Here is a 21162-nt window from a genome sequence, read left to right on the forward strand (position 1 = left end):
TATAAACATAAGTTTCGGTGTGGTTATGCATCGTTTTTTACCTCGACCCCATCGCCAGAAAATGCGCGATGGGGTCATGAGCGACAACAGCTGTTTCCCTCAGGTCGCCACCCGCGACGTCGACCCGATCACCGCCTCCAGCACCCTGAAATCAATCCATTCCCGCACATCGAAGTGCCGTGGGATGAACTCCCAGCGATACAGGAAATCGGTGAAGTCCTGCAGCGCGGTGATCGAGCGGCTGTCGAGGGTCGTGCGCAGGCGCCGGTGGGCGTCCTCGCCGTAGGCCGCCGCTACCCAGTACTCGCTGGTGTTGAGCTCCCGCGCCAGGTAACGACGGGTCTCGTCCGGGTTGGCCCAGGCCCATTGCTCGGTGCGCAGCAGCACGTCGACGATGCGCTTGCAGGCGCCGAAATGGTTGTCCAGCAAGTGGGTGTCCACGGTGAGCGTGCGCGGTGTGCCGTTGTTGGCGCGGATCAGCGGGTCGGGGTGCGAGCCGGTATCGATCACCACATGCAGGCCCAGCTCATAAGCGAGCTGCAAGGCCGTGGCGCCCTTGAGGAAGATCGCGTCGATATCGCCGCGCAGCAGGCCGATCAGCTCGTTGTTGCGCCGGCTGATGCGGGCACCACTGAGATAGACGGCGGCGCCGTGGACATGGGTGACCTGCTCGTCGCTGTGGGTACCACCATAGGGATAGTCCACCAGCTCCACATCACCCACGTTCAGGCCTTCCAGGCGCAGGGCGTTTTCCAGGCCGCGCAGGGCCTGGGCGCGGGTGAAGTCGATCTGTACGTTGGCCCACTTGGGCAGGCCGAAACGGCGGTTCTTCAGGTCGCGGACGGTTTTCACCCCGCTCTCGGCGGTGGTCAGGATCAACTGCACTTCATCGGCCCAGCTCAAGCCCAGCACCCGGGTCTCGACCCCGGCCGAGTAGGCCCAGATCGCCGGGATATTGCCGCCATGGCGCACCGAGTTGGGCAGGTGGTGGTCGTAGTGGGCCTCGCGTACTTCCCGTTCGCTGGATTCGCGCAGCGACTGGATCGAGGTGCCCAGCGGGGCGAAGGCCTCGGCCAGGCGCCCGGTCTGCACGGCGATGCCGAGGCCGGTGGGCACCGGGCTGTGGGTGTACCAAAGGGTATCGAGAGGTGTGCTCATGGGGCGATCGTATCCTTGAAAGCCTGGGGAGTGGGTTGACGCAGCAGCGGCAGGACTTCCTGGCCGATGCGCAGGGCTTCTTCCAGGTGCGGGTTGCCGGCGAGGATGAAGGTGGAGAAGCCGGCGTCGCGGTATTCGGCCAGGCGCTCGGCAATGTTCTGGTGGCTGCCCACCAGGCCCACGGTCGGCCCCGGCTTGGCCTTGGCGAACCCGGCCCAGAGGTTAGGGCCGATGACCAGGTCGTCGAAGTCCTGGATGTTCTGATGATAGGCGGTCTGCCGTGCGCCGCCGACCGAGTCGCTGGCCCGGGTGAAGGCACTGGAGACCGCACTGGGCTTGCCCTCCAGGCGCTCGAACTGGCGGCGCAGGTCACGCCAGGCGGCTTCCTCGGTTTCCCGGGCGAACAGGTCGACGCGCAGGCCGAAGCGCACCGTGCGTCCCTGCTTGTCGGCCAGTTCGCGAACCCGCTCGATATGCGGCTTGAGCTTGTCCACCGGCTCGGCCCAGTTCAGGTACACGTCGGCATGCCGGGCCGCCACCTCCAGTGCCGGGTCGGAGAAGCCGGAGAAGTACACCGCCGGTTTACGCTCGTTGCCCAGGCCCGGCGGCAGGGCACCGTTTTCCAGACGATAGACCAGGCCTTCGTAGCTGAAGCGCTCGTGGTTCCACAGGCCATCGATGATATCGAGGAACTCGCCGGTACGCTGGTAGCGCTGGTCATGGTCGAGGAAATCGCCCTGGGCGCGCTGGCTGGCCGGGCTGCCGCCGGTGATGATGTTCCAGTCCAGGCGCCCATGGCTCAGGTGCTGCAGGATCGCGGCCTGCTGCGCGGCGTAGGCGGGCAGGGTCCAGGTGGCCTGGAACGCCACCAGGAAACGCAGGCGCCGGGTTTCCCGGGCCAGGGCGGCGGCGACTATCCACGGCTCCGGGCCGGTAGGCAGCAGGGCACCTTCGAAGCCGGCCAGCTCGGCGGCCTTGGCCACCTGGGCGATGTAGTCGATGTAGGTGAAACCGTCGGGGCTGCCGTCGGCCAGCAGGCCGGGGGCGATATGCCCGTGCTGGCCGGCGAAGCTGCCGCGGTTGTGCTTGTCGGTGGTCAGTTGCGGGCCGTCGGTGCCCAGGGGCAGGCGCCAGAAGAATTCGGTGGTCATGGCGGGTCCTTTGGTGAATTGAAAAGAGAAGGTGCAACCTGTGTGCCACGGGAGTGACGTGGACCCTGTGGGAGCGGGTTCACCCGCGATGACGGTGGTGAATCCACCATTGCAATCGCGGGTAAACCCGCTCCCACAGGATCTGTGTGCTGCCTGGGCAGCACCCCAAAAGCAATCACTGTTCATGCACGGCCAGCTGGTCATGGCTGCGATACAGCGCCGCGTAGGCTCCGTCCGCCGCCAGCAGTTGCCCGTGGCTGCCTTGTTCATGCACGCGGCCCTGGCGGATCACCACGATGCGGTCGGCATCGCGGATGGTCGCCAGGCGGTGGGCGATGATGATCGCCGTACGGCCTTGGCACAGCCTGCGCAAGGCCCGCTGGATGCGTCGCTCGGTGTGCACGTCCACCGCCGAGGTGGCCTCGTCCAGCACCAGCACCGCCGGGTTGGCGAGGTAGGCACGCACCAGGCATACCAGTTGCCGCTGGCCATGACTCAGATGGCTGCCGAGGCTGCCGACCTGGGTCGCGTACTGATGGGGCAAGCGCTCGAGCACCTCGTCCGCGCCCAGCTCCCGCGCCGCCGCGATCAGGCTGGCGTCGTCCGCCCCCGGCGCGGCCAGGCGCAGGTTGTCGAGGATGCTGCCGGCGAACAGCACGTTGTCCTGCAGCACCACGCCGATATGCCGGCGCAACTGGGCCTGGCTGACATGGCGGATATCCACGCCGTCAAGGCGCACGGCGCCGTCGTTGACTTCGTAGAAGCGGGTCAGCAACTGCACCAGGGTGCTTTTGCCATGCCCGGACGGGCCGACGATGGCCAATACCTCGCCAGCGCGGATGCGCAGGTCCAGGTCATCGATCACCGGTCGCCCGCTGTCGGGCTGGTAGGCAAAGCGCACCTTGTCGAAATGCACTTCACCCTGCACCCGCGGCAACGGCAGCGGCCGCTCGGGATCGCGAATCTCCGGCGCGGTATCCAGCAGCAGGAAGATCCGCTGCGCCGAGGCCGAGCCGGTGGCGTAGCGCTCGAACAGGTCGGTCAGCTCCTGCAGCGGGCCGAGGAACAGCATCACGTAGAACAGGCTTTCGCCAACCTGGCCCACGGTCACCGTGCCCTGTGCCAGCGAGTAGGCGCCGACCAGCACCAGCACCGCCATGCCGCCGGCCGCGAGCAGCGCGGTGAAGGGTGCGAACCAGCCGGAGCGCAGGCTGCCGGTGATCAGGGCGTTGTTGAATTCGTCCAGCAGCCCGCGATAGCGCCGCTGGTTGTCCGCCTCGCGCCCGCTCTGCTGCAGAAGGCGCACGCCGCCGACGCTCTCCACCAGGTGCGCGGTAAAGCGGCTGCGCTGCTCGGCGACCCTGGCCCAGTTGCGCTGGGCCACGCGCTTGAAGGCCCAGGTGGCGAGGAACAGCAACGGCACGCTGCCAATCAGGGCGAAGAAGAACAGCGGGGTGATCAGCCACAGCATCAGCGCCGCCAGGGTGCAGCGCAGCAGGGCGCCGAGCAGTTCCGGCGGGCCCTGGATCAGCAGTGGCTCAAGGGCATCGACGTCGCGGTCGGCGCGCGAGAGGATGCGCCCGGCGCGGGTACGGTCGAAGTAGCCGATGCTCAGGGCCTGGACATGGGCGAAGACCCGCACCCGCAACTGGTTGAGGACGGCGATGGCCGCGCTGCCGGCGATGTATTGCGACAGCCCGCCCAGCAGGATCCGCCCCAGCCAGCTCGCCGCCAGCCCGGCACCCAGCCAGAGCACCAGCGGCAGGTCCAGCAGCCAGGCAGTGCCGTCATGGACCAGCCCGCGATCAAGCAATTCACGGACGAACCATGGCCGCAGGAACACGGTGAAGACCAGCACCAGCTCCAGCACGATCACCCAGGCCACCTGGCCGCGCACCGGTTTGAGCAGTGGCAGCAGGCGTTGCAGCATGCTGCGGTCGAGGGCCTTTTTCGCCAGGCGTTCTTCGATCTCGATATCGCTCATGGCGGTATTGCCGGCGTTCTTGCTCATTGGTCGATCCCCAGCAGGTCGCGGTAGGCCGCATTGCGTTGCAGCAGTTCGGCGTGTGGGCCGCTGGCGACGATACGGCCCTGGTCCAGCAGCAGCACGCGGTCGGCACGTTCCACGGTGGTGGCCTTGCTCGCGATCAGCAGCAGGGTCGGGCCTCCGGGGCGACGCAGGTGGTCGAGGACATGCCGCTCGCTGATGGCATCGAGGGCGCTGGTGGCGTCGTCGAGACACAACAGGTCGGGGGAGGCGAGTAGCGCGCGGGCCAGGCACAGGCGCTGGCGCTGGCCGCCGGAAAGGGTCACGCCACGGTCGCCCAGCGGGCTGTCGAGGCCGTTGGGCAAGCGTTCGAGGATGTCGTCGGCGGCGGCGCGATGCAGGGCGTCGAGCAGTTCGTCGTCCGTGGCCTGTGGCGCGGCAAGGCGCAGGTTGGCCGCCAGGCTGTCGGCGAACAGGAAGCTTTCCTGGGGCAGCACATGCACGCGCCGGCGCAGGTCCTTCAGGTCCAGGGCGCGCACGTCCTGCCAGCCACCTTGGTGGTTGCCGAGCAGCACGCGGCCGCTGTCGGCGTCGGTCAGGCGTGGCAGCAGGCTGGCCAGCAGGCTTTTACCGGTGCCGGTGGCGCCGACGATGGCGACCACCTCGCCCGGCGCGATCAGTAGCGAGCACTGGCGCAGGATGTCCCGCTCGCTGCCGGGGGCGCTGACATTCACCTCTTCCAGTTGCAGGCCCAGCGGCCCCGCTGGCAGCAGGCGCGGGCCGCTTTCGATCTGCGTCGGTGCGTCGAGCAACTGCCAGATGCGCCCGGCGCTGGCGCGGGCATCGGCGAAGGTCTGCATTACCCGGCCAATGCCTTCGATACGGAACACCAGGGTGGTAGCGATCAGCAGCGAGGTGACCAGTTCGCCGATCCCGATCTTCCCCGCCGCGACCAACTGGGCACCCACCACCAGAATCCACACATGCCCCAGCGCCACCAGGGCCTGGGGCAGGGGAATCCGCGAGCTGGCCCAGGCCAGGGCCTGCCGCGCCAACCCGGTGAACTGCCGGACCTGCTCGCTGAAACCGTCGATGCGCTGCTGCTGCAGGCCGAACGACTTGATCACCCGCACCGCGCCGATGCCCTCGGCCAGGTCCTGGTTGACCCGGTCGTAGGCCGCACCCACGGCCCGGTCCAGTTCCACCAGACGGTCGGTCTGCAGCACGAACAGGTACAGGCCGAGCAGGGTCAGCAGCAACGGCCCGAGGGCCAGCAGCGGGTGGTACCAGCCGAGCAGGCCAACGGTGGCCAGCACCACCAGCGGGGTCTCGACCAATTGCCGCCAGAAGCTCACCAGGGCATCGCGGACCTTGTCGGCATCGCGGGTGGTGCGGGTGACGATCTCGCCGATGCCGTGCTGCCAGTGATAACCCAGGTGCAGGCGCAAGACCTGCTCGAGAATGCGTTCGCGCAAGCGGGTGAGCAGTTCCTGGCCGAGGATCAGCGAGCCGAGGGAGGCGGCGTACTGCAAAACGGCGCGGCCGAAGGCGACGGCGAGAATGGCCCAGAACCAGTGCCAGGCCACCGTGCCGTCGAGCCCGCCATCATCGAGGCGACGCACCGCGACGCCGGCAGTAACGTCGTTGAGGGCATGGCCGATCAGCCATTGCTGCCAGACCAGGCCCAGGTTGATAAGAACGAACAACCCGGCGACCAGGGCGAAGCGCCAGGGCATTTCGCGGTAGATCGCCAGGCTGCGCAGCAGCGGATGTCGATGGCTCATGAAGAACTCGAAACAGGACGAAGAAGCGCGCGGGTCGACCCGCGCGATGGATTCAGCGACTGGCACCGACCTTCTGCTTTGCCGCCAGGATCGCGGTGTACTCGCCCGGATCGACGCCATTGAGGTAGTAGTTGCCGACGTGGTGCAGGCGCCAGCGGATCGGGTCGTGGGTGGTATGCACCCGGGCGTTGCGCCAGAAACGGTCGAGGTTCCATTTGCTCAGGGAGGCACTGGCGCCGAGCAGGGAGAAGATATCGCTGGAGATTTTCAGCGAGGCGCCGTCGGAGTGGGCGCGGGCGGTGGCCACCGAGAGGATCAGTTCGTCCTGCAACGCCTTGTTCTCGGGATCGCGCTCGTGGGCATCGAAGACCCGTGCCGCATCGCGCAGCAGTGATTCGGCTGCACGCAGCGCCACGGCGTATTCACCGATCTGGCGAATGATATGCGGCTCGTCGCTGGCCCGTTCCACCTCGCTCTCGACCCAGGGCCGGGCGTGCTGGTTGAGGTAGTCGATCCCGGCCTGCAGGGCGCCGGCGGCAATGCCGGTGTCGATGGCGGCATGCAGGATCTGCGGGAAGGTCAGGCCGGTGCGCTTCATCGGGCCCTGGCGGCGCAGCACGTAGCGTTCGTCCAGCTCGATATTGTCGAAGCGCACGGTGCCGCTGACCGAATTGTTCTGGCCGAAGGCGTCCCAGTCGTCGACCAGGGTCAGGCCGGGGGTGTCGCGGTGCAGCAGCACGCCGGCGCCGCCGTCGTCGCTGGCGGCGGTGAGGGAGATCCATTCGGCGAGGTAGGAACCGGTGGAGTAGAACTTGCTGCCGTTGAGCACCAGCACGCCGTCCTCGCGGCGCTCGACCCGGGTCTTGAGGGCGAACTTGTTCTTCCCGCCGACTTCGGCCAGGGCGTTACCCAGGCGCTTGCCGGCCAGCACATCGTCGATCAGGCGCTGGCGCACTTCGTCCGGATAGCCGCTGAGCACGCCGCGCAGCATCACATTGTGGATCTGCAGCAACTGGCCGACGCCCCCATCGGCGCGGGAAATGATCCGCACCGTCTCGACGATGGTTTCCACCGAGGCGCCAAGGCCGCCATCGGCCTTGGGCACACCGATGGCGGTGAGGCCGCTGTCGGACAGCAGTTGGGCCTGGCGGCGGGGCAGGCTGCGGTTGTGTTGCGGGTCGGCGGCGAGGGCGGCGATTTCGCCGGCAATCTCGTGGGCGGCGGTAATGGCCTGGTCTTCGCTTTCCAGGCGGCGGGGCAGGTTGGACACGATAGAGCTTCCTTGGGTGAACAGGTCCAGGCCCTGGAGCAGGTTCTGTGCCATCGCCCTGAAGCCCTTGCAGAGCGCGGCTTGCAGCGATTTCGTCGAGCCCTGTTGCTGCTCCAGCAGCAGCCCCGGGCCGATTGTTGCTCAGGCAGCAGCAGTCCCGCTGGGGGAGTGTTGGCAGATCAGCAGTCGGTGCTTGGCGATCACAAAAAACCTTTTAAAAACAATGAATTAGTGAGTTGGCACGAGCGCTGCAATAGCCCGGGCAAAGGCCACCCGGCCCGTTCGATCCCCTGATGGAGCCAACTCATGTCACTTGCCGCTACCTTGCCGCTGCCCGGCGCAGCGCCCCTGGAGCAACTCTGGTTCACCCGTTGCCCGGTGCCGACCGCTTCCGGCATCGCCTACACCCTCGGCTGGCTCGGCGAGGAATTCGCCGCCGACGGCCTGCCGGTCCTGACCCTGCAGGAGGCCCGCCAGCTGGGTCACCATCACTACGACCACCAGTTGCCCGGGCTGTTTCGCGAGGGCGGCAACGTGCCGGCCCTGGCTGCCCGTGCTGCCGGTTCGCCGAGCCGCCTGATCGGTCTGACCTGGATCGAGGAATGGCAGACCATCCTCGTACGTCCCGGCTCCGGCATCCGCAGCGCTGCCGACCTGAAAGGCAAGCGCCTGGCCCTGCCGGCCTGGGGTGCCAGCCGTCCCGGCAGCATCGCCCGGGCCATGAGCCTGCACGGTTACAAGGGGGCGCTGAGCCTGGCCGGGCTGAGCTTCGATGACGTCACCCTGGTGGAGGTGCCGCTGCACGACCAGGAGCAGGCGCCCAATCCGCAAGAGGGCTTGCAGCGCCTGTGGTCCGGCCTGGATTACCTGGTGCGCGGCGAAGTGGATGCGGTCTACGTCAAGGGCGCTTCCGCCGCCGATGCCGCGCGCCGCCTGGGCCTGGAAGTGGGTATCGACCTGGACCAGATCGAAGACCCGCGCTACCGCATCAACAACGGTACGCCGCGGCCGATCACCGTGCATCAGAGCCTGCTCGACGAGCATTTCGACCTGGTGGTGCGCTTCCTGGCCCAGACCCTGCGCGCCGCCGACTGGGCGCGGGACAACCGCGAGGGCGTGCTGCGCATTCTCCAGGACGAGACCCGCGCCGGTGCCGAGGGCGTGGACCAGGCCTACCGTGGCGACTTCCACACCACCCTGGCCCCGGACCTGTCCGAGCAGCGCCTGGCCTTCCTCGATATCCAGAAGACCTTCCTCAACCTGCATGGCTTCCTTGAGGCCGACTTCGACCTGGCCGAGTGGGTCGACCACCGCCCGTTGCAGGCCGCCCGTGAACTGCTCGCCCAACGCACCTCCCAAGACACGCTTGAAAAGGACATCTGACATGACCGTACTGACTGCCGAACACCTGGTCGACGCCGAACTCAAGGACTTCGTCGACAACGTCACCCACCTGGCCGGCGAGGCCTTCCGGGTCTACCGGGAAACCAACAGCATCACCGCCAACGGCACCGTCGGTTTTATCGAACGGGTGCCGGGGCGCGAGTTGCTGGTGTCGGTCAACTACCCGGGCCCGTGGAAAAAGGACCAGCCACTGAAGGCCACGGTCAGCGACTTTGCCGGCAACCTGGTGCATGGCCAGGGCAAGGGCGGGCTGAACCGCTATACCCGGCTGTTCGTCCAGCAGCCGCAGATCACCACGGTGTCCCACGTGCATTCGCCGTACCTCGGCGCCTGGGCCCAGACCCAGCGCTCGCTGCCGTTCAACTATGTGCCGGTGCAGCGCTTCCAGCTCGCCCGCGAGCTGCCGGTGTACATCGACCGGCGCCAGGACGAGGTGGACTTCATCCTCGACAGCCTTGCGGAAAACCCCTTCACCCCGGCGATCCTCGAAGCCAATGGCGGCGCCACCGTGTGGGGCACCCAGGGCCTGCAGGCCACGGCGGAATTCATCCTGCTGCTGGAGGAGGGCGCGCAACTGCAACTGCTGGCCGAGGCCATCGGTGGATCGCGGCCTTATGGCCCGGGCGTGCTGACCCAGCAATGGACCATGAGCAAGCTGCTCGGCCAGGCCCGTGAACTGGGCCTGGTGCCCGCCAACGACAGCCCGCGCACATAAGGACATCGAACCATGGCAGTGAAGATCCTCTGGTACCTCACCAGCCCCGACGGCCCCTATCCATGGGAAGAGCAAGGCCGCTGGCGCACCGACTTCAATCACCTCAAGCAACTGGCCGTGAGCGCAGACCGCCTCGGCTACTACGGCTCGCTGCTCGGCACCAGCCCCAACGAAAGCCTGGCCGTGGCGGCCTCGCTGATCGATGCCACCGAGCGCCTGCGCTTCCTGGTGGCCCAGCATCCGGGCGAGGTGTCGCCGGCCGTGCTGGCCAAGTGGGCGCTGACCTTCGACGAGTTCTCCGGTGGCCGCCTGCTGTTCAACGTGGTCAACGGCAGCGATGCCGGGCTGGCGACCCTGGGCGTGCATTACCCGCATGACGAGCGCTACCAGTTCAGCCTTGAATACTGGCGGGCCTTCCAGGCGATCTATGCCGGTGGCACCGAGGGCTATGACGGCCAGTTCGTCAAGCTGGCGCCACGTCCGGCCGCGGCTGCACGGCACCCGCTGGGTGGCTGGCATCCGCCGAAGCGTCTTTCCGTGCCGCTGTGGGGCGCCGGTACCTCCGATCCGGGTGTGGCCCATTCGGTGCAGCTGCTGGATGTTTACCTGAGCTTTGCTGACACCCCGCCGAAGCTGGGTGCCAAGTTCCGCAAGGTGGCCGCCGAAGCGGCGAAGATCGGCCGCGAGCTGACCTATGGCACACGCCTGCAGATCATCGTCCGCGAGACCGAGGAAGAAGCTTGGGCCCATGCCCAGAAGCTGCTGGACAACACCTCCGTGGCCACCGCCCGCGCCGCCATCGAGCGCCAGTTGCCGCCGGGCCAGACCCTCGACAGCTTCCACAGCGACGACCCGCGGATCCAGGCCAATGTCCAGGCGATCCGCGAAGGTCGCCTGCCGAAAGCCCGCGACCTGGAAATCTACCCGAACGTCTGGACCGGCCCGAGCCTGTTCGGTTTCAACCTGCTCGGTCCTGCTGCCGGCACTTACCTGGTGGGCAGCGCCGAACAGGTCGCCGAACGCCTTCGCGAGTACGAGGCCCAGGGCACCAGCGCCTTCATTCTTTCCGGCTTCCCGCTGATCGATGAGGCGCACCGGGTCGCCGACCTCCTGTTCCCGCTGCTCGACCTGGACCATGGCTTCGAGGTTCCGCGCCTCAAGGCCCGCACGGCCGCCGAACCGGCCTAAGGAAGTACCCATGCGCAACGAATTTTCCCGCCGGGCGTTTCTCGGCAACGGCCTGGTCGTCGGTGGTGGCCTGATCCTCGGTTCCAGCCTGCTCAGCGGCTGCGGTGGCGGCGAACCCGCTGCCGTGGCCGGGGCGGCAGTCGCCCCCGGCACGCCAGTGCGCGGCGGTCGCCTGCGGGTCGGCATCATCGACGGCGACCAGGCCGGCAACCTCGACGCGCACAAGCCGTCCGGCGGCGGGATCATTCGCGGCTGGGCGCTGTACAGCAAATTCTGGGAATGGAACGACGATGTCAGCACGCGCCTGGGCCTGGCCGAGTTCGCCGAACCCAACGCCGACGCCAGCGCCTGGACCATCCGCATCAAGCCGAGGTTGGAGTTCCACCACGGCAAGACCATCACTTCGGACGACATGCTGTTCTCGATCCTGCGCCTGACCGACCCGAAGCTGGCCTCGCCCTATGCCGGGCTGGTCGGCGCCATCGATCGCCAGGCCTTGCGCAAGCTGGACGACCGGACCATCGAGATCCGCTTCAAGGAAGGCCGCAGCTTCTTCCCCCTCGACGAAACCCTGATCGCCTTCGGCGGCATCGTGCCCACCGACTACGATCCGAACAATCCGGTGGGGGCGGGGCCGTACCGGCTCAAGCGCTTCGTGCCGGGGCAGCGGGCGCTGTTCACCCGCTTCGAGAACTACTTCAAGCCCAACCAGCCCTATGCCGACGAGCTGGAGATCATCGAATTCAAGGACCAGGTGTCGCGGGTCGCCGCCCTGCGCGCCGGGCAGATCGACATCGCCAGTGCCATCCAGGCCGAGCACAGTGCGCTGATCAAGGCCGATCCACGCCTGCAACTGGTGGCTTCGCCGACCACTTCGTTCAGCGGTTTCAACCTGAATACCGCCAAGGCGCCGTTCCAGGACGAGCGGGTGCGCCAGGCGTTCCGCCTGCTGGCCGACCGCCAGGAACTGGTGGGGCGCGGCCTCAATGGCTTCGGGCGGATCGCCAACGACCTGTATTCGCCCCAGGACCCGACCTACAACCACGCCATCGCCCAGCGTCCGTACGACCTGGAGCAGGCTCGCTCGCTGCTGCGCCAAGCCGGGGCCACCGACCTGCGCCTGGAACTGACCACCACCGCCAACGAGGTCAACGCGGCGTTGGTGTTCGCCCAGCAGGCCAAGAAGGCCGGGATCGAGATCAAGGTCACGCCGGTGGACGGTTCGGTGTTCAATGGCCCGCAGAAGGAGCAGTGGCTGATGTCGCCGTGCTCGACACCGGCCCGTGGCTTCCTCGCCACCGGCCTGCACAACGATGCGCCCCTGGCGATCTACAACCGCAGCAACTTCCGTGACGAGCGCTTCTCGCAACTGTTCACCCAGGCCCTCGGCCAGCCCGACCTCGCCCTGCGCCGCGAGCTGGTGCACGAGGCCCAGGCCATCCAGCACCAGCGTGGCGGCCTGCTGATCTGGGGCTTTACCGACGTGCTCGATGCCGCCTCGCAGAAAGTCGGCGGCCTGCACGGCGAACAGACCACCTTCGCCTCCTGGCGCTTCGACAGCCTGTGGTTGAACCATGCCTGAGCCTATCCGTACCTCCCGTTTGCCCGCCTGGCTGCCGTGGTTCATCGGCCGGCTCGGTTATGGCCTGCTGACGGCCTGGGTCATCAGCCTGGTGGTGTTCATCGCCACCCAGGCGCTGCCGTCGGACCCGGCCCGGGTCATCCTCGGGCCCGAGGCGCCGCTGGAAAGCATCCTGACCTTGCGCCAGCAACTGGGGCTGGACCGGCCGATCCTGGTCCAGTACTTCAGTTGGCTGGCCCAGGTGTTGCGCGGCGACCTGGGGATTTCCCTGGATTCGGCGCAACCGGTGGCGGGGCTGCTGTTCATCCGTTTCGGCAATACCCTGGCGCTGCTGCTCGGGGTGCTGATGGTGGTACTGCCGCTGGCCCTGACCATCGGCGTCGGCCTGGCCCTGCGCCGCGACTCGCGCCTGGATCGCTGGGGCCTGGCGACCCTGATCGTGCTCAAGGCCACGCCCGGCTACCTGATCGCCATCGGCCTGGTGCTGCTGTTCTCCATGCCGCATTTCGACCTGCTGCCGGCGGTGTCGCTGATCGATCCGGACCGGCCGCTGTGGCGCCAACTGGATTACCTGGCCTTGCCGGTGTTCGCCCTGAGCCTGTCGGCGCTGCCGTATCTGGCACGGCTGGTGCGTGCCTCGATGATCGAAACACTGGACTCGGACTATGTCGGTGCCGCCCGCCTGCGCGGCGTGCCGCAGTGGCGGTTGGTCTGGTGCCACACCTTGCCCAATGCGCTGGTCCCGGCGATCCAGGGCGTGGCCCTGACCCTGCGCACCCTGATCGGTGGTGCGTTGCTCGCCGAGGTGGTATTCAGCTACCCGGGCATCGGCACCTTGCTCAACAGCGCGATCCAGATGCGCGACCTGCCGCTGATCCAGGGCGCGGTGCTGGTCATCACCCTGGGCGTGGTACTGGTCAACCTGCTGGCCGACCTGCTCACCGTCCTGCTCACCCCGAAACTGCGCACCGCGCGCCGGGCCAGCCTTATCCAGCGCAACCGCCGCGGTATCCAGAGCTGGTGGCGACGTCCGGCGGCCAAGGCACCTTGATAAGGAGATTCGCTTATGTTCAGCGCACGATTCTGGCGTGAACCGTCGATACGCCGGGGCGCCCTGGTGACCCTGGCGGTGGTCCTGCTGGCCCTTTTCGGCCCGTGGCTGGCGCCCCATGCGCCGACCGACATGCTTGGCGGCGTTTACGGTGCGCCCACGGCGGGCGCGCCGCTGGGCCATGACTTCCTTGGCCATGACGTGCTCTCGCGGCTGCTGGCCGGCGGCCTGTCGATTCTCTGGATGTCGGTGGCCGCGGCGTCGCTGGCACTGATCGTCGGCAGTGCGCTGGGCATGCTCGCCGGGCTGTCGCGCCAGCGCCTGGACCAGGCGATCACCTGGCTGGCGGATGTCTGGCTGGCCTTTCCCGACCTGATCCTGGTGCTGCTGATCGTTTCGATGCTGGGGCGCCAGCCGTGGCTGATCGTGCTGACCGTGGCCATCGCTTTCACCCCCGGGGTGATCCGCCTGGCACGGGGCAGTGCGGTATCGGTGGCCAGCCAGGAGTTCGTCGAGGCCGCGCAGATGATGGGCTTTTCCCGCACGCGCATCCTGTTGCGGGAGATCCTGCCCAATGTGCTCACACCGCTGCTGGTGCATTTCGGCAACATGCTGACCTGGGGCATCGGCATGCTCTCGGGCTTGAGTTTCCTCGGCTACGGCGTTGCCCCTCCGGCGGCGGACTGGGGCCTGATGATCAATGAAAACCAGGCCGGCCTGCTGATCCAGCCCTGGGCCGTGCTGGCCCCGGCGTTGCTGATCGCGGTGTTCGCCTATGGCACCAACCTGCTGGCCGAAGGCATTGCCCGGTACAGCGCGGGAGCGCGCTCATGAACGCATTCGTTCTTTCTACCCCAGAGGCTTTGCAGGTCGAGGGCTTGCGGGTCGAGCTGGACAGTGGCGCCGATGTGATCGAGCACATCGATTTCAGCCTGGCGCCGGGGGAGATCCTCGGCCTGGTCGGTGAGTCCGGCTCGGGCAAGACCACCCTGGCGACCGCCTTGCTCGCTCATGCCCGTCGTGGTGCTCGGATCAATGGCGGACGGGTGAGCGTGGCCGGGACCGACCTGCTGGCCCTCGACGGCGAGGCGTTGCGCCGGGCCCGTGGCGGTTTGATCGGCTATGTCGCCCAGGACCCGGCGTTGGCCCTGAACCCGGCGATCCGTATCGGCAAGCTGTTGCTGGAAACCTTGCAGGCCCATGAGCCAGGGCTGGATCGCGCGGCGCGGGAGCAGCGCCTGGCGCAGACCCTGGCGGATGTCGGGCTGCCAGGGGAGCGGGAGTTCCTGCGGCGCTTCCCGCATCAGCTGTCCGGTGGGCAGCAGCAACGGGTGATGCTGGCGCTGGCGTTCGTGTTGCGGCCGAAGCTGATCGTGCTGGACGAGCCGACCACGGCGCTGGATGTCGGCACAAGGGCGCATATCCTCGCCACCGTGCGCCGGCTGTGCAAGGAGCAGGGCGTGGCGGCGGTGTATGTGTCCCATGATCTTGGAGTGATCAAGGACCTGGTGGACCGGGTCATGGTGATGTACGCGGGGCGCATCGTCGAGGTTGCCAGTCGTGAGCGGCTGTTCTCGCGGCCAGGGCATCCCTACACCCTGGGGTTGCTCGCGGCGATTCCCGAGGTCGGGCGCCAGCGTGTATTGCGGGCAATTGCCGGGCATGCGCCGGCGCCGGGGCAGCGGCCGGCCGGTTGCGCCTTCGCCCCCCGCTGCCCTCGGCGCAGTGCGGCATGCTCGGCAATCGAGCCGGCGTTGCAGGGGCTGGATGGCGTGCAGCAGGTGGCTTGCCTGCACCCGCAACTGACTGCAGTGCCGGAGGAAGAGACAGCGCCGGTGCAGGTTGTGCACCAGGCGCGCACGCCGTTGCTGGAGCTGCGCGGCCTGAACCTAAGCTATGACCGTCAGGTGCTGTTCGACCTGTCTCTGGACGTACATCGTGGTGAATGCCTGGCGGTGGTGGGCGAGTCGGGGTCGGGCAAGACCAGTCTGGCGCGAACCCTGGCCGGATTGGGCGATGGCGGCGTCGGTGCATTGAGCTTCGACGGACAACCCCTGAGCCTGATGGCGCGCAAGCGCGACGCGGCGACCCGGCACCGGATCCAGTACATCTTCCAGAACCCGTATCGCGCGCTGAACCCCCGGCAGAGCATCGGCCAATGCCTGCAAGCGCCACTGGAGCACTTCTTCGGGCTCAAGGGCGCTGCGTGCCGGGCAAGGATCGATGCGGCGCTGGCGCGGGTGGCGTTGCCGGCGGAAACGGCGGCGAAGTATCCCCATCACCTGTCCGGCGGCGAGCGCCAGCGGGTCGCGATCGCCCGGGCGCTGGTGTGCGAGCCCGAGGTGCTGATCTGCGACGAGGTCACCTCGGCGCTGGATGTCTCGGTGCAGGCGGCGATCCTGGCGTTGCTGCGGGAGTTGCAGGCCGAGGGCATGACCCTGGTGTTCGTTACCCATGACCTGGGGGTGGTCAGGACGATCGCCGATCGCATCGTGGTGGTGAAGGACGGGCGCATCATCGAGCAGGGCGGCACTGCCGAGGTGCTGGATCGGCCAGGGACGGAGTATGTGAAAGGCCTTGTCGCACAGGCCAAATTCCAGCGCTGACTTCAAGACGTACGCGTACCCTGTGGGAGCGGGTTCACCCGCGATTGCTAAGGTGGATTCACCACCGCAATCGCGGGTGAACCCGCTCCCACAGGGTACGCGGCGTTCATTCGATCCAAATGTTGCATCCCCATCCCAGTGCACACTCCCCGCAAGAAATCCCCTACATGCGCCATTCTGGCCCGCAATATGCTTTTACAGCTTCCATCGATTACTGATCGATCGATCAGGTCCGCGCAAACCCGTCAATCACAAGGGTTTCGCAGGCGCTTTTAATCAGCTGCGTAGTACCGGGATGTCAGACATTTCCCAATAAACGCGGCGTTTTTCGGAAGCACTGGAATGTCCCTACCCGAACTGCTCACCGCTGCGGATGACACCGCAGGCTGGAGTGCCGAGCTGAAATTGCGCTTTGTCGAGCGCGGGGAAAGGACCTGTATTGGTGCGCGCCGACATTTCGGACCTCTTTTGGTGCAGCGGCCGTTCTATCCGGAGGGCGCGCCATGCCACGTGTATGTACTGCACCCCCCAGGCGGCGTGGTCGGCGGCGATCGCCTGACCCTGGACGTGACCCTCGACCCCGGCACCCATGCGCTGCTGACCATGCCCGGTGCAACCAAGTTCTACCGCAGCGCCGGCCCCGTTTCGGTGCTCAAGCAGCATTTCCATCTGGCCGAGGGCAGCACGCTGGAATGGTTGCCTCACGGCAATATCTGTTTCCCCGGGGCCCGCACCCGTCTGGAAAACCGTTTTTCCGTGGCCCTCGGAGCGCGCCTGCTGGCCTGGGAAACCCTGTGCCTGGGGCGTCCGGTGATGGGCGAAACCTTCAGCCACGGTGCAGTGGACAGCCGCCTGCAGATCGATATGCCCGACGATCCAGGCCTGCACGAACGCTTGCGTGTCGACGGCGACAGCCTGCACAAGCTCGCGGGTTATCCGCTGCAAGCCACCTTCTGCGCGGCACCGGCCACCCCGGAGCTGCTGGAACAGACACGCACCCTAATCGAGCATCTTGCCGTCCCTGCCGGGGCAACCCTGCTGGGGCACCTGCTGGTGGTCCGCTTGCTCGACCACGACAACCAGCGCCTTCAATCCACACTGCTGCGCCTGTGGTGCGCGCTGCGTCCGGCCATCCTTGGCCTGGCGCCGTGCCCGCCGCGGATCTGGGCCACCTGAGAGAGCGACCATGGAGCTGACCCCGAGAGAGAAAGACAAACTGCTGCTGTTCACCGCTGCGCTGCTCGCCGAGCGCCGCCGGGACCGCGGCCTGAAGCTCAACTACCCGGAAGCGGTGGCGCTGATCAGCGCGGCGGTGATGGAGGGCGCCCGTGATGGGCGCACCGTCGCCGAACTGATGAACCTCGGCCGCGAAGTCCTGAGCCGCGACGAGGTGATGGAAGGCGTGGCGGAGATGATCCACGACGTCCAGGTCGAAGCGACCTTTCCCGACGGGACCAAGCTGGTCACCGTCCATGATCCGATCGTCTAGGAGGACGGCATGATTCCCGGAGAAATTCAGGTCGCCGAGCATGGCGATATCGAACTCAATGCCGGTCGCCAGACCCTGGTGGTCAGCGTCGCCAACCACGGCGACCGTCCGGTGCAGGTGGGCTCGCATTATCACTTCTACGAAGTCAACGACACCCTGGTGTTCGAGCGCGAGGCCACCCGTGGCTTTCGCCTGGACATCCCGGCCGGCACCGCCGTGCGCTTCGAACCGGGCCAGTCGCGCAGCGTGACCCTGGTGCCCTATGTGGGCAAGCGCGAGGTGTACGGCTTTCAGGGCAAGGTCATGGGCAAGCTGGAGGCAGGCGCATGAGCCGGATTTCCCGCAGGGCCTATGCCGATATGTTCGGCCCCACCGTCGGCGACCGCGTGCGCCTGGCCGATACCGAGCTATGGGTGGAAGTGGAGAAGGACTTCACGATCTACGGTGAAGAGGTCAAGTTCGGCGGGGGCAAGGTGATCCGCGACGGTATGGGCCAGGGCCAGATGCTCGCCGACGAGGCCATGGACCTGGTGTTGACCAACGCCCTGATCATCGATCACTGGGGCATCGTAAAAGCCGATATCGGCGTGAAGAACGGCCGCATCTTCGGCATCGGCAAGGCCGGCAACCCCGACGTGCAGCCCGGCGTTACCCTGCCGGTCGGCCCGGGTACCGAAGTGATCGCCGCCGAAGGCAAGATCGTCACGGCCGGCGGTATCGACTCGCATATCCATTTCATCTGCCCGCAGCAGGTGGAAGAGGCGCTGACCTCGGGTATCACCACCTTCATCGGTGGCGGCACCGGGCCGGCTACCGGCACCAACGCTACCACCTGCACCTCCGGGCCCTGGTACCTGGCGCGCATGCTCCAGGCTGCCGACGAGCTGCCGATCAATATCGGCCTGCTGGGCAAGGGCAATGCGTCCCGCCCCGAGGCCCTGCGCGAGCAGATCGCCGCCGGCGCCGTGGGCCTGAAGCTGCACGAGGACTGGGGCTCGACCCCGGCGGCCATCGACTGCTGCCTGGGCGTGGCCGAGGAAATGGACGTGCAGGTGGCGATCCACACCGACACCCTCAACGAGTCCGGCTGCATCGAGGACACCCTGGCGGCCATCGGTGACCGTACCATCCATACCTTCCACACCGAGGGCGCCGGCGGCGGGCACGCGCCGGACATTATCCGCGCGGCGAGCTTCGCCAACGTGCTGCCGTCCTCGACCAACCCGACCCTGCCGTACACGGTGAACACCGTGGACGAGCACCTGGACATGCTGATGGTCTGCCATCATCTGGACACCAGCATTGCCGAGGACGTGGCCTTCGCCGAGTCGCGCATCCGCCGCGAGACCATCGCTGCCGAGGACATCCTTCACGACCTGGGCGCCTTCGCCATGACCTCGTCGGACTCCCAGGCCATGGGCCGGGTCGGCGAAGTGGTGCTGCGCACCTGGCAGGTGGCGCACCAGATGAAGCTGCGCCGCGGGCCGCTGGCCGGGGATTCGTCGTACAGCGACAACACCCGGGTCAAGCGCTACATCGCCAAGTACACCATCAACCCGGCGCTGACCCATGGCATCGCCCATGAAGTCGGTTCGCTGGAGGCCGGCAAGCTGGCCGACCTGGTGCTCTGGGCGCCGGCCTTCTTCGGGGTCAAGCCGGCCCTGGTGGTCAAGGGCGGGATGATCGCCACGGCGCCGATGGGCGATATCAACGGTTCGATCCCGACGCCGCAGCCGGTGCATTACCGGCCGATGTTCGGTGCCCTGGGCGCGGCGCGGCATGCCACGCGCATGACCTTCCTGTCGCGCGAGGCGCTGGACCGTGGCGTGCACCAGCAGCTCGGCCTGCGCAGCCTGATCGGCCTGGCCCACGGCTGCCGCACGGTGCGCAAGGGCGACATGGTGCACAACGGCCTGATGCCGAATATCGAAGTGGATTCGCAGACCTACCAGGTGCGCGCCGACGGCGAGCTGCTGGTGTGCGAACCGGCCACGGTGCTGCCGATGGCCCAGCGTTACTTTCTGTTTTGAGCAAGGAGAATCCGATGATTCTGTTGACCCGCAAGGTGGGCGAGGGCGCCGTGACGGCCACCGCCACCTTGAGCCTGGATACCCGGATCAAGAGCCGCATACGTATCACCCTCGACGATGGCCGCGATGCCGGGCTGATGCTGGAACGCGGCCAGTTGATCCGTGGCGGCGAACTGCTGGCGGACGAGGCGGGCGGGGAGGTGATTCGCGTCATCGCTGCTGCCGAGGAGGTGTCAACGGTGTACTGCGCCGATGGCCTCGCGCTGGCGCGCGCGGCCTACCACCTGGGCAATCGCCATGTGCCGCTGCAGGTCGAGGCGGGTTTCCTGCGTTACCAGCATGACTATGTGCTGGACGACATGGTCCGTGGCTTCGGCCTTGAGGTGTGTGTCGAGCAAGCGCCGTTCGAGCCCGAAGCCGGTGCCTACCAGAGCGCCCCGCATAGCCATAACCATTCCGATCATCTGTTCGTCCGCCTGCCTGCCCAGGCGCTGTAAATCACAACAAGGAGTTTTCCATGAAGAAGTGTCTTGCCCTTGCCCTGCTGCTGGTCGCCGTTCCGGCATTCGCCCACCCAGGCCATGACGCCAATCCGCTGCAGGATGGCCTGCTGCATCCGCTGACCGGCCTTGATCACCTGTTGATGCTGCTGGGCACCGGCGTGCTCGCCGCACTGACCCGTAGCCGCCTGGTGCTGCCGGCCCTGACCCTGGCGGCGATGTTCGGCGGTGCAGTGCTGGGCCACCTGTTCGGTGGTGTGATCGGCATGGAGGAGATGATCCTCGGTTCGCTGCTGGTGGCTGCTGCCGCGCTGTTGCTGCCGCGGCGCCAGGTCCTGTTGTCGCTGGTGATGCCGCTGTTCGCCCTGTTCCATGGCTGGGCCCATGGCGTCGAGGCCAGCCCGGGCGCGTTCTGGGTGTTCAGCGCCGGTTTCGTCACCGTGAGCGGCCTGCTGCTGGTGGCCGGCTTTGCCCTGGGCTGCGTGCTGCGCCGCCATACCCGCCTGCAACAGGCCTTCGGCGGCGGCCTGCTGGCTGGCGCGGCGATGCTGCTGGCGGGCTGATGAACAGCGACCTGAAGCTCCTGCGTTTGCTGCAACTGGCCAGTCCGGGCCTGCCGGTGGGTGGCTTCACCTACTCGCAGGGCCTGGAGTGGGCGGTGGAAGCGGGCTGGGTCAAGGGCGCCGATGGCTTTCGGACCTGGCAACGGCAGCAGATCGACGACACCCTCGGCTATCTCGACTGGCCGTTGCTGGTGCGCCTGTACCGGGCCTGTGAAGCCGATGATGCCGAGGCGTTCGCGCACTGGAGCCGTTTCCTCCTGGCCAATCGCGAAACCGCCGAGCTGCGTACCGAGGAACGCCAACGTGGCGCGGCCCTGGCGCGGATGCTCGATGGCTGGCAACTGGGCCAGGCGCCGCAGTGGCGCACCAGCCTGGAGCTGACCCAACTGGGCGGCATGGCCTGGCTGGCGGCGTACTGGGACATCCCGCTGCGCGACCTGCTGTTGGGCCATGGCTTCAGTTGGCTGGAAGGCGCGGTAATGGCCGGGGTCAAGCTGGTGCCCTTCGGCCAGCAGGCCGCGCAAAGCCTGCTGCGCGATCTCTCCGACGACCTGAGCGCCGTGCTCGAGCGCGCCCTGCTGCTGCCCGATGAAGAACTGGGTGGCGGCCTGCCACTGCTGGCGATCGCCTCGTCGCGCCACGAAACCCAATACACCCGATTGTTCCGATCCTGAGGAATTCCCT

At 67.1% G+C, this 21162-nt stretch carries 19 protein-coding genes; 14 read left to right on the forward strand and 5 right to left on the reverse strand.

The genetic code is table 11. The features are described from left to right. Window positions 1–99: 99 nt before the first annotated feature. From ACKLLE_RS00195 to ACKLLE_RS00215, 5 genes are all read right to left on the reverse strand, one after another. The gene (locus ACKLLE_RS00195) at window positions 100–1158 is read right to left on the reverse strand and encodes an ABC transporter substrate-binding protein (protein WP_064304748.1); all 1059 of its coding nucleotides are present in this window, start codon (window positions 1156–1158) and stop codon (window positions 100–102) included. After that, entirely contained in the window at window positions 1155–2309 is a 1155-nt protein-coding gene (locus tag ACKLLE_RS00200) for an LLM class flavin-dependent oxidoreductase (RefSeq protein ID WP_420056346.1), read from the reverse strand. The genes ACKLLE_RS00195 and ACKLLE_RS00200 overlap by 4 nt, the downstream gene beginning before the upstream one ends. Before the next feature lie 175 nt (window positions 2310–2484). Then, window positions 2485–4320: an ABC transporter ATP-binding protein gene (locus tag ACKLLE_RS00205; protein ID WP_064304746.1), complete on the reverse strand. Its 1836-nt coding sequence runs from the start codon at window positions 4318–4320 to the stop codon at window positions 2485–2487. After that, complete coding sequence (locus ACKLLE_RS00210; RefSeq protein WP_420056347.1) at window positions 4317–6080, reverse strand: ABC transporter ATP-binding protein; 1764 nt, start codon at window positions 6078–6080, stop codon at window positions 4317–4319. The genes ACKLLE_RS00205 and ACKLLE_RS00210 overlap by 4 nt, the downstream gene beginning before the upstream one ends. 52 nt (window positions 6081–6132) lie before the next feature. Next, window positions 6133–7350, reverse strand: a complete 1218-nt coding sequence (locus ACKLLE_RS00215) for an acyl-CoA dehydrogenase family protein (RefSeq protein ID WP_037062382.1) — start codon at window positions 7348–7350, stop codon at window positions 6133–6135. Window positions 7351–7656: 306 nt separating this feature from the next. Between ACKLLE_RS00215 and ACKLLE_RS00220 the strand changes: the two genes are divergently transcribed. The 14 genes from ACKLLE_RS00220 to ACKLLE_RS00285 all read left to right on the forward strand — a co-directional run bounded on the left by ACKLLE_RS00220 (window position 7657) and on the right by ACKLLE_RS00285 (window position 21152). After that, window positions 7657–8733, forward strand: coding sequence for an ABC transporter substrate-binding protein (locus ACKLLE_RS00220; protein WP_420056348.1), 1077 nt, complete (start codon window positions 7657–7659; stop codon window positions 8731–8733). 1 nt (window position 8734) lies between these two features. Then, on the forward strand, window positions 8735–9469 hold the full coding sequence (locus ACKLLE_RS00225; RefSeq protein WP_420056349.1) for a class II aldolase/adducin family protein: 735 nt from the start codon (window positions 8735–8737) through the stop codon (window positions 9467–9469). 12 nt (window positions 9470–9481) lie between these two features. Then, a complete protein-coding gene (locus ACKLLE_RS00230; RefSeq protein WP_420056350.1) occupies window positions 9482–10657 on the forward strand; it encodes an LLM class flavin-dependent oxidoreductase in 1176 nt (391 codons plus the stop codon). Window positions 10658–10667: 10 nt separating this feature from the next. Then, the gene (locus ACKLLE_RS00235) at window positions 10668–12239 is read left to right on the forward strand and encodes an ABC transporter substrate-binding protein (protein WP_420056351.1); all 1572 of its coding nucleotides are present in this window, start codon (window positions 10668–10670) and stop codon (window positions 12237–12239) included. Next, window positions 12232–13290 (forward strand): ABC transporter permease, encoded by a 1059-nt coding sequence (locus ACKLLE_RS00240; protein WP_064304742.1) that lies wholly within the window; start codon window positions 12232–12234, stop codon window positions 13288–13290. Before ACKLLE_RS00235 ends, ACKLLE_RS00240 begins: the two co-directional genes overlap by 8 nt. A gap of 15 nt (window positions 13291–13305) precedes the next feature. After that, on the forward strand, window positions 13306–14124 hold the full coding sequence (locus ACKLLE_RS00245) for an ABC transporter permease (RefSeq protein ID WP_009407769.1): 819 nt from the start codon (window positions 13306–13308) through the stop codon (window positions 14122–14124). Further along, complete coding sequence (locus ACKLLE_RS00250; protein WP_420056352.1) at window positions 14121–15896, forward strand: dipeptide ABC transporter ATP-binding protein; 1776 nt, start codon at window positions 14121–14123, stop codon at window positions 15894–15896. Before ACKLLE_RS00245 ends, ACKLLE_RS00250 begins: the two co-directional genes overlap by 4 nt. Window positions 15897–16238: 342 nt before the next feature. Next, window positions 16239–17072, forward strand: a complete 834-nt coding sequence (locus tag ACKLLE_RS00255) for an urease accessory protein UreD (protein WP_420056353.1) — start codon at window positions 16239–16241, stop codon at window positions 17070–17072. A gap of 10 nt (window positions 17073–17082) precedes the next feature. After that, entirely contained in the window at window positions 17083–17385 is a 303-nt protein-coding gene (locus tag ACKLLE_RS00260) for an urease subunit gamma (RefSeq protein WP_009407763.1), read from the forward strand. Between the two features lie 9 nt (window positions 17386–17394). Continuing rightward, window positions 17395–17715: an urease subunit beta gene (locus ACKLLE_RS00265; RefSeq protein ID WP_064304739.1), complete on the forward strand. Its 321-nt coding sequence runs from the start codon at window positions 17395–17397 to the stop codon at window positions 17713–17715. Beyond that, window positions 17712–19415, forward strand: a complete 1704-nt coding sequence (gene ureC, locus ACKLLE_RS00270) for an urease subunit alpha (protein WP_009407759.1) — start codon at window positions 17712–17714, stop codon at window positions 19413–19415. Before ACKLLE_RS00265 ends, ureC begins: the two co-directional genes overlap by 4 nt. A 14-nt stretch (window positions 19416–19429) precedes the next feature. Then, on the forward strand, window positions 19430–19912 hold the full coding sequence (gene ureE, locus ACKLLE_RS00275) for an urease accessory protein UreE (RefSeq protein WP_009407757.1): 483 nt from the start codon (window positions 19430–19432) through the stop codon (window positions 19910–19912). A 20-nt stretch (window positions 19913–19932) separates the two neighbouring features. After that, window positions 19933–20478, forward strand: a complete 546-nt coding sequence (locus ACKLLE_RS00280; RefSeq protein WP_064304736.1) for a HupE/UreJ family protein — start codon at window positions 19933–19935, stop codon at window positions 20476–20478. Further along, window positions 20478–21152, forward strand: a complete 675-nt coding sequence (locus tag ACKLLE_RS00285; RefSeq protein ID WP_420056354.1) for an urease accessory protein UreF — start codon at window positions 20478–20480, stop codon at window positions 21150–21152. The genes ACKLLE_RS00280 and ACKLLE_RS00285 overlap by 1 nt, the downstream gene beginning before the upstream one ends. Window positions 21153–21162: the final 10 nt, after the last annotated feature.

Origin of the sequence: Pseudomonas bharatica, from assembly GCF_048586865.1 — a bacterium.
Taxonomy (GTDB): domain Bacteria; phylum Pseudomonadota; class Gammaproteobacteria; order Pseudomonadales; family Pseudomonadaceae; genus Aquipseudomonas; species Aquipseudomonas bharatica.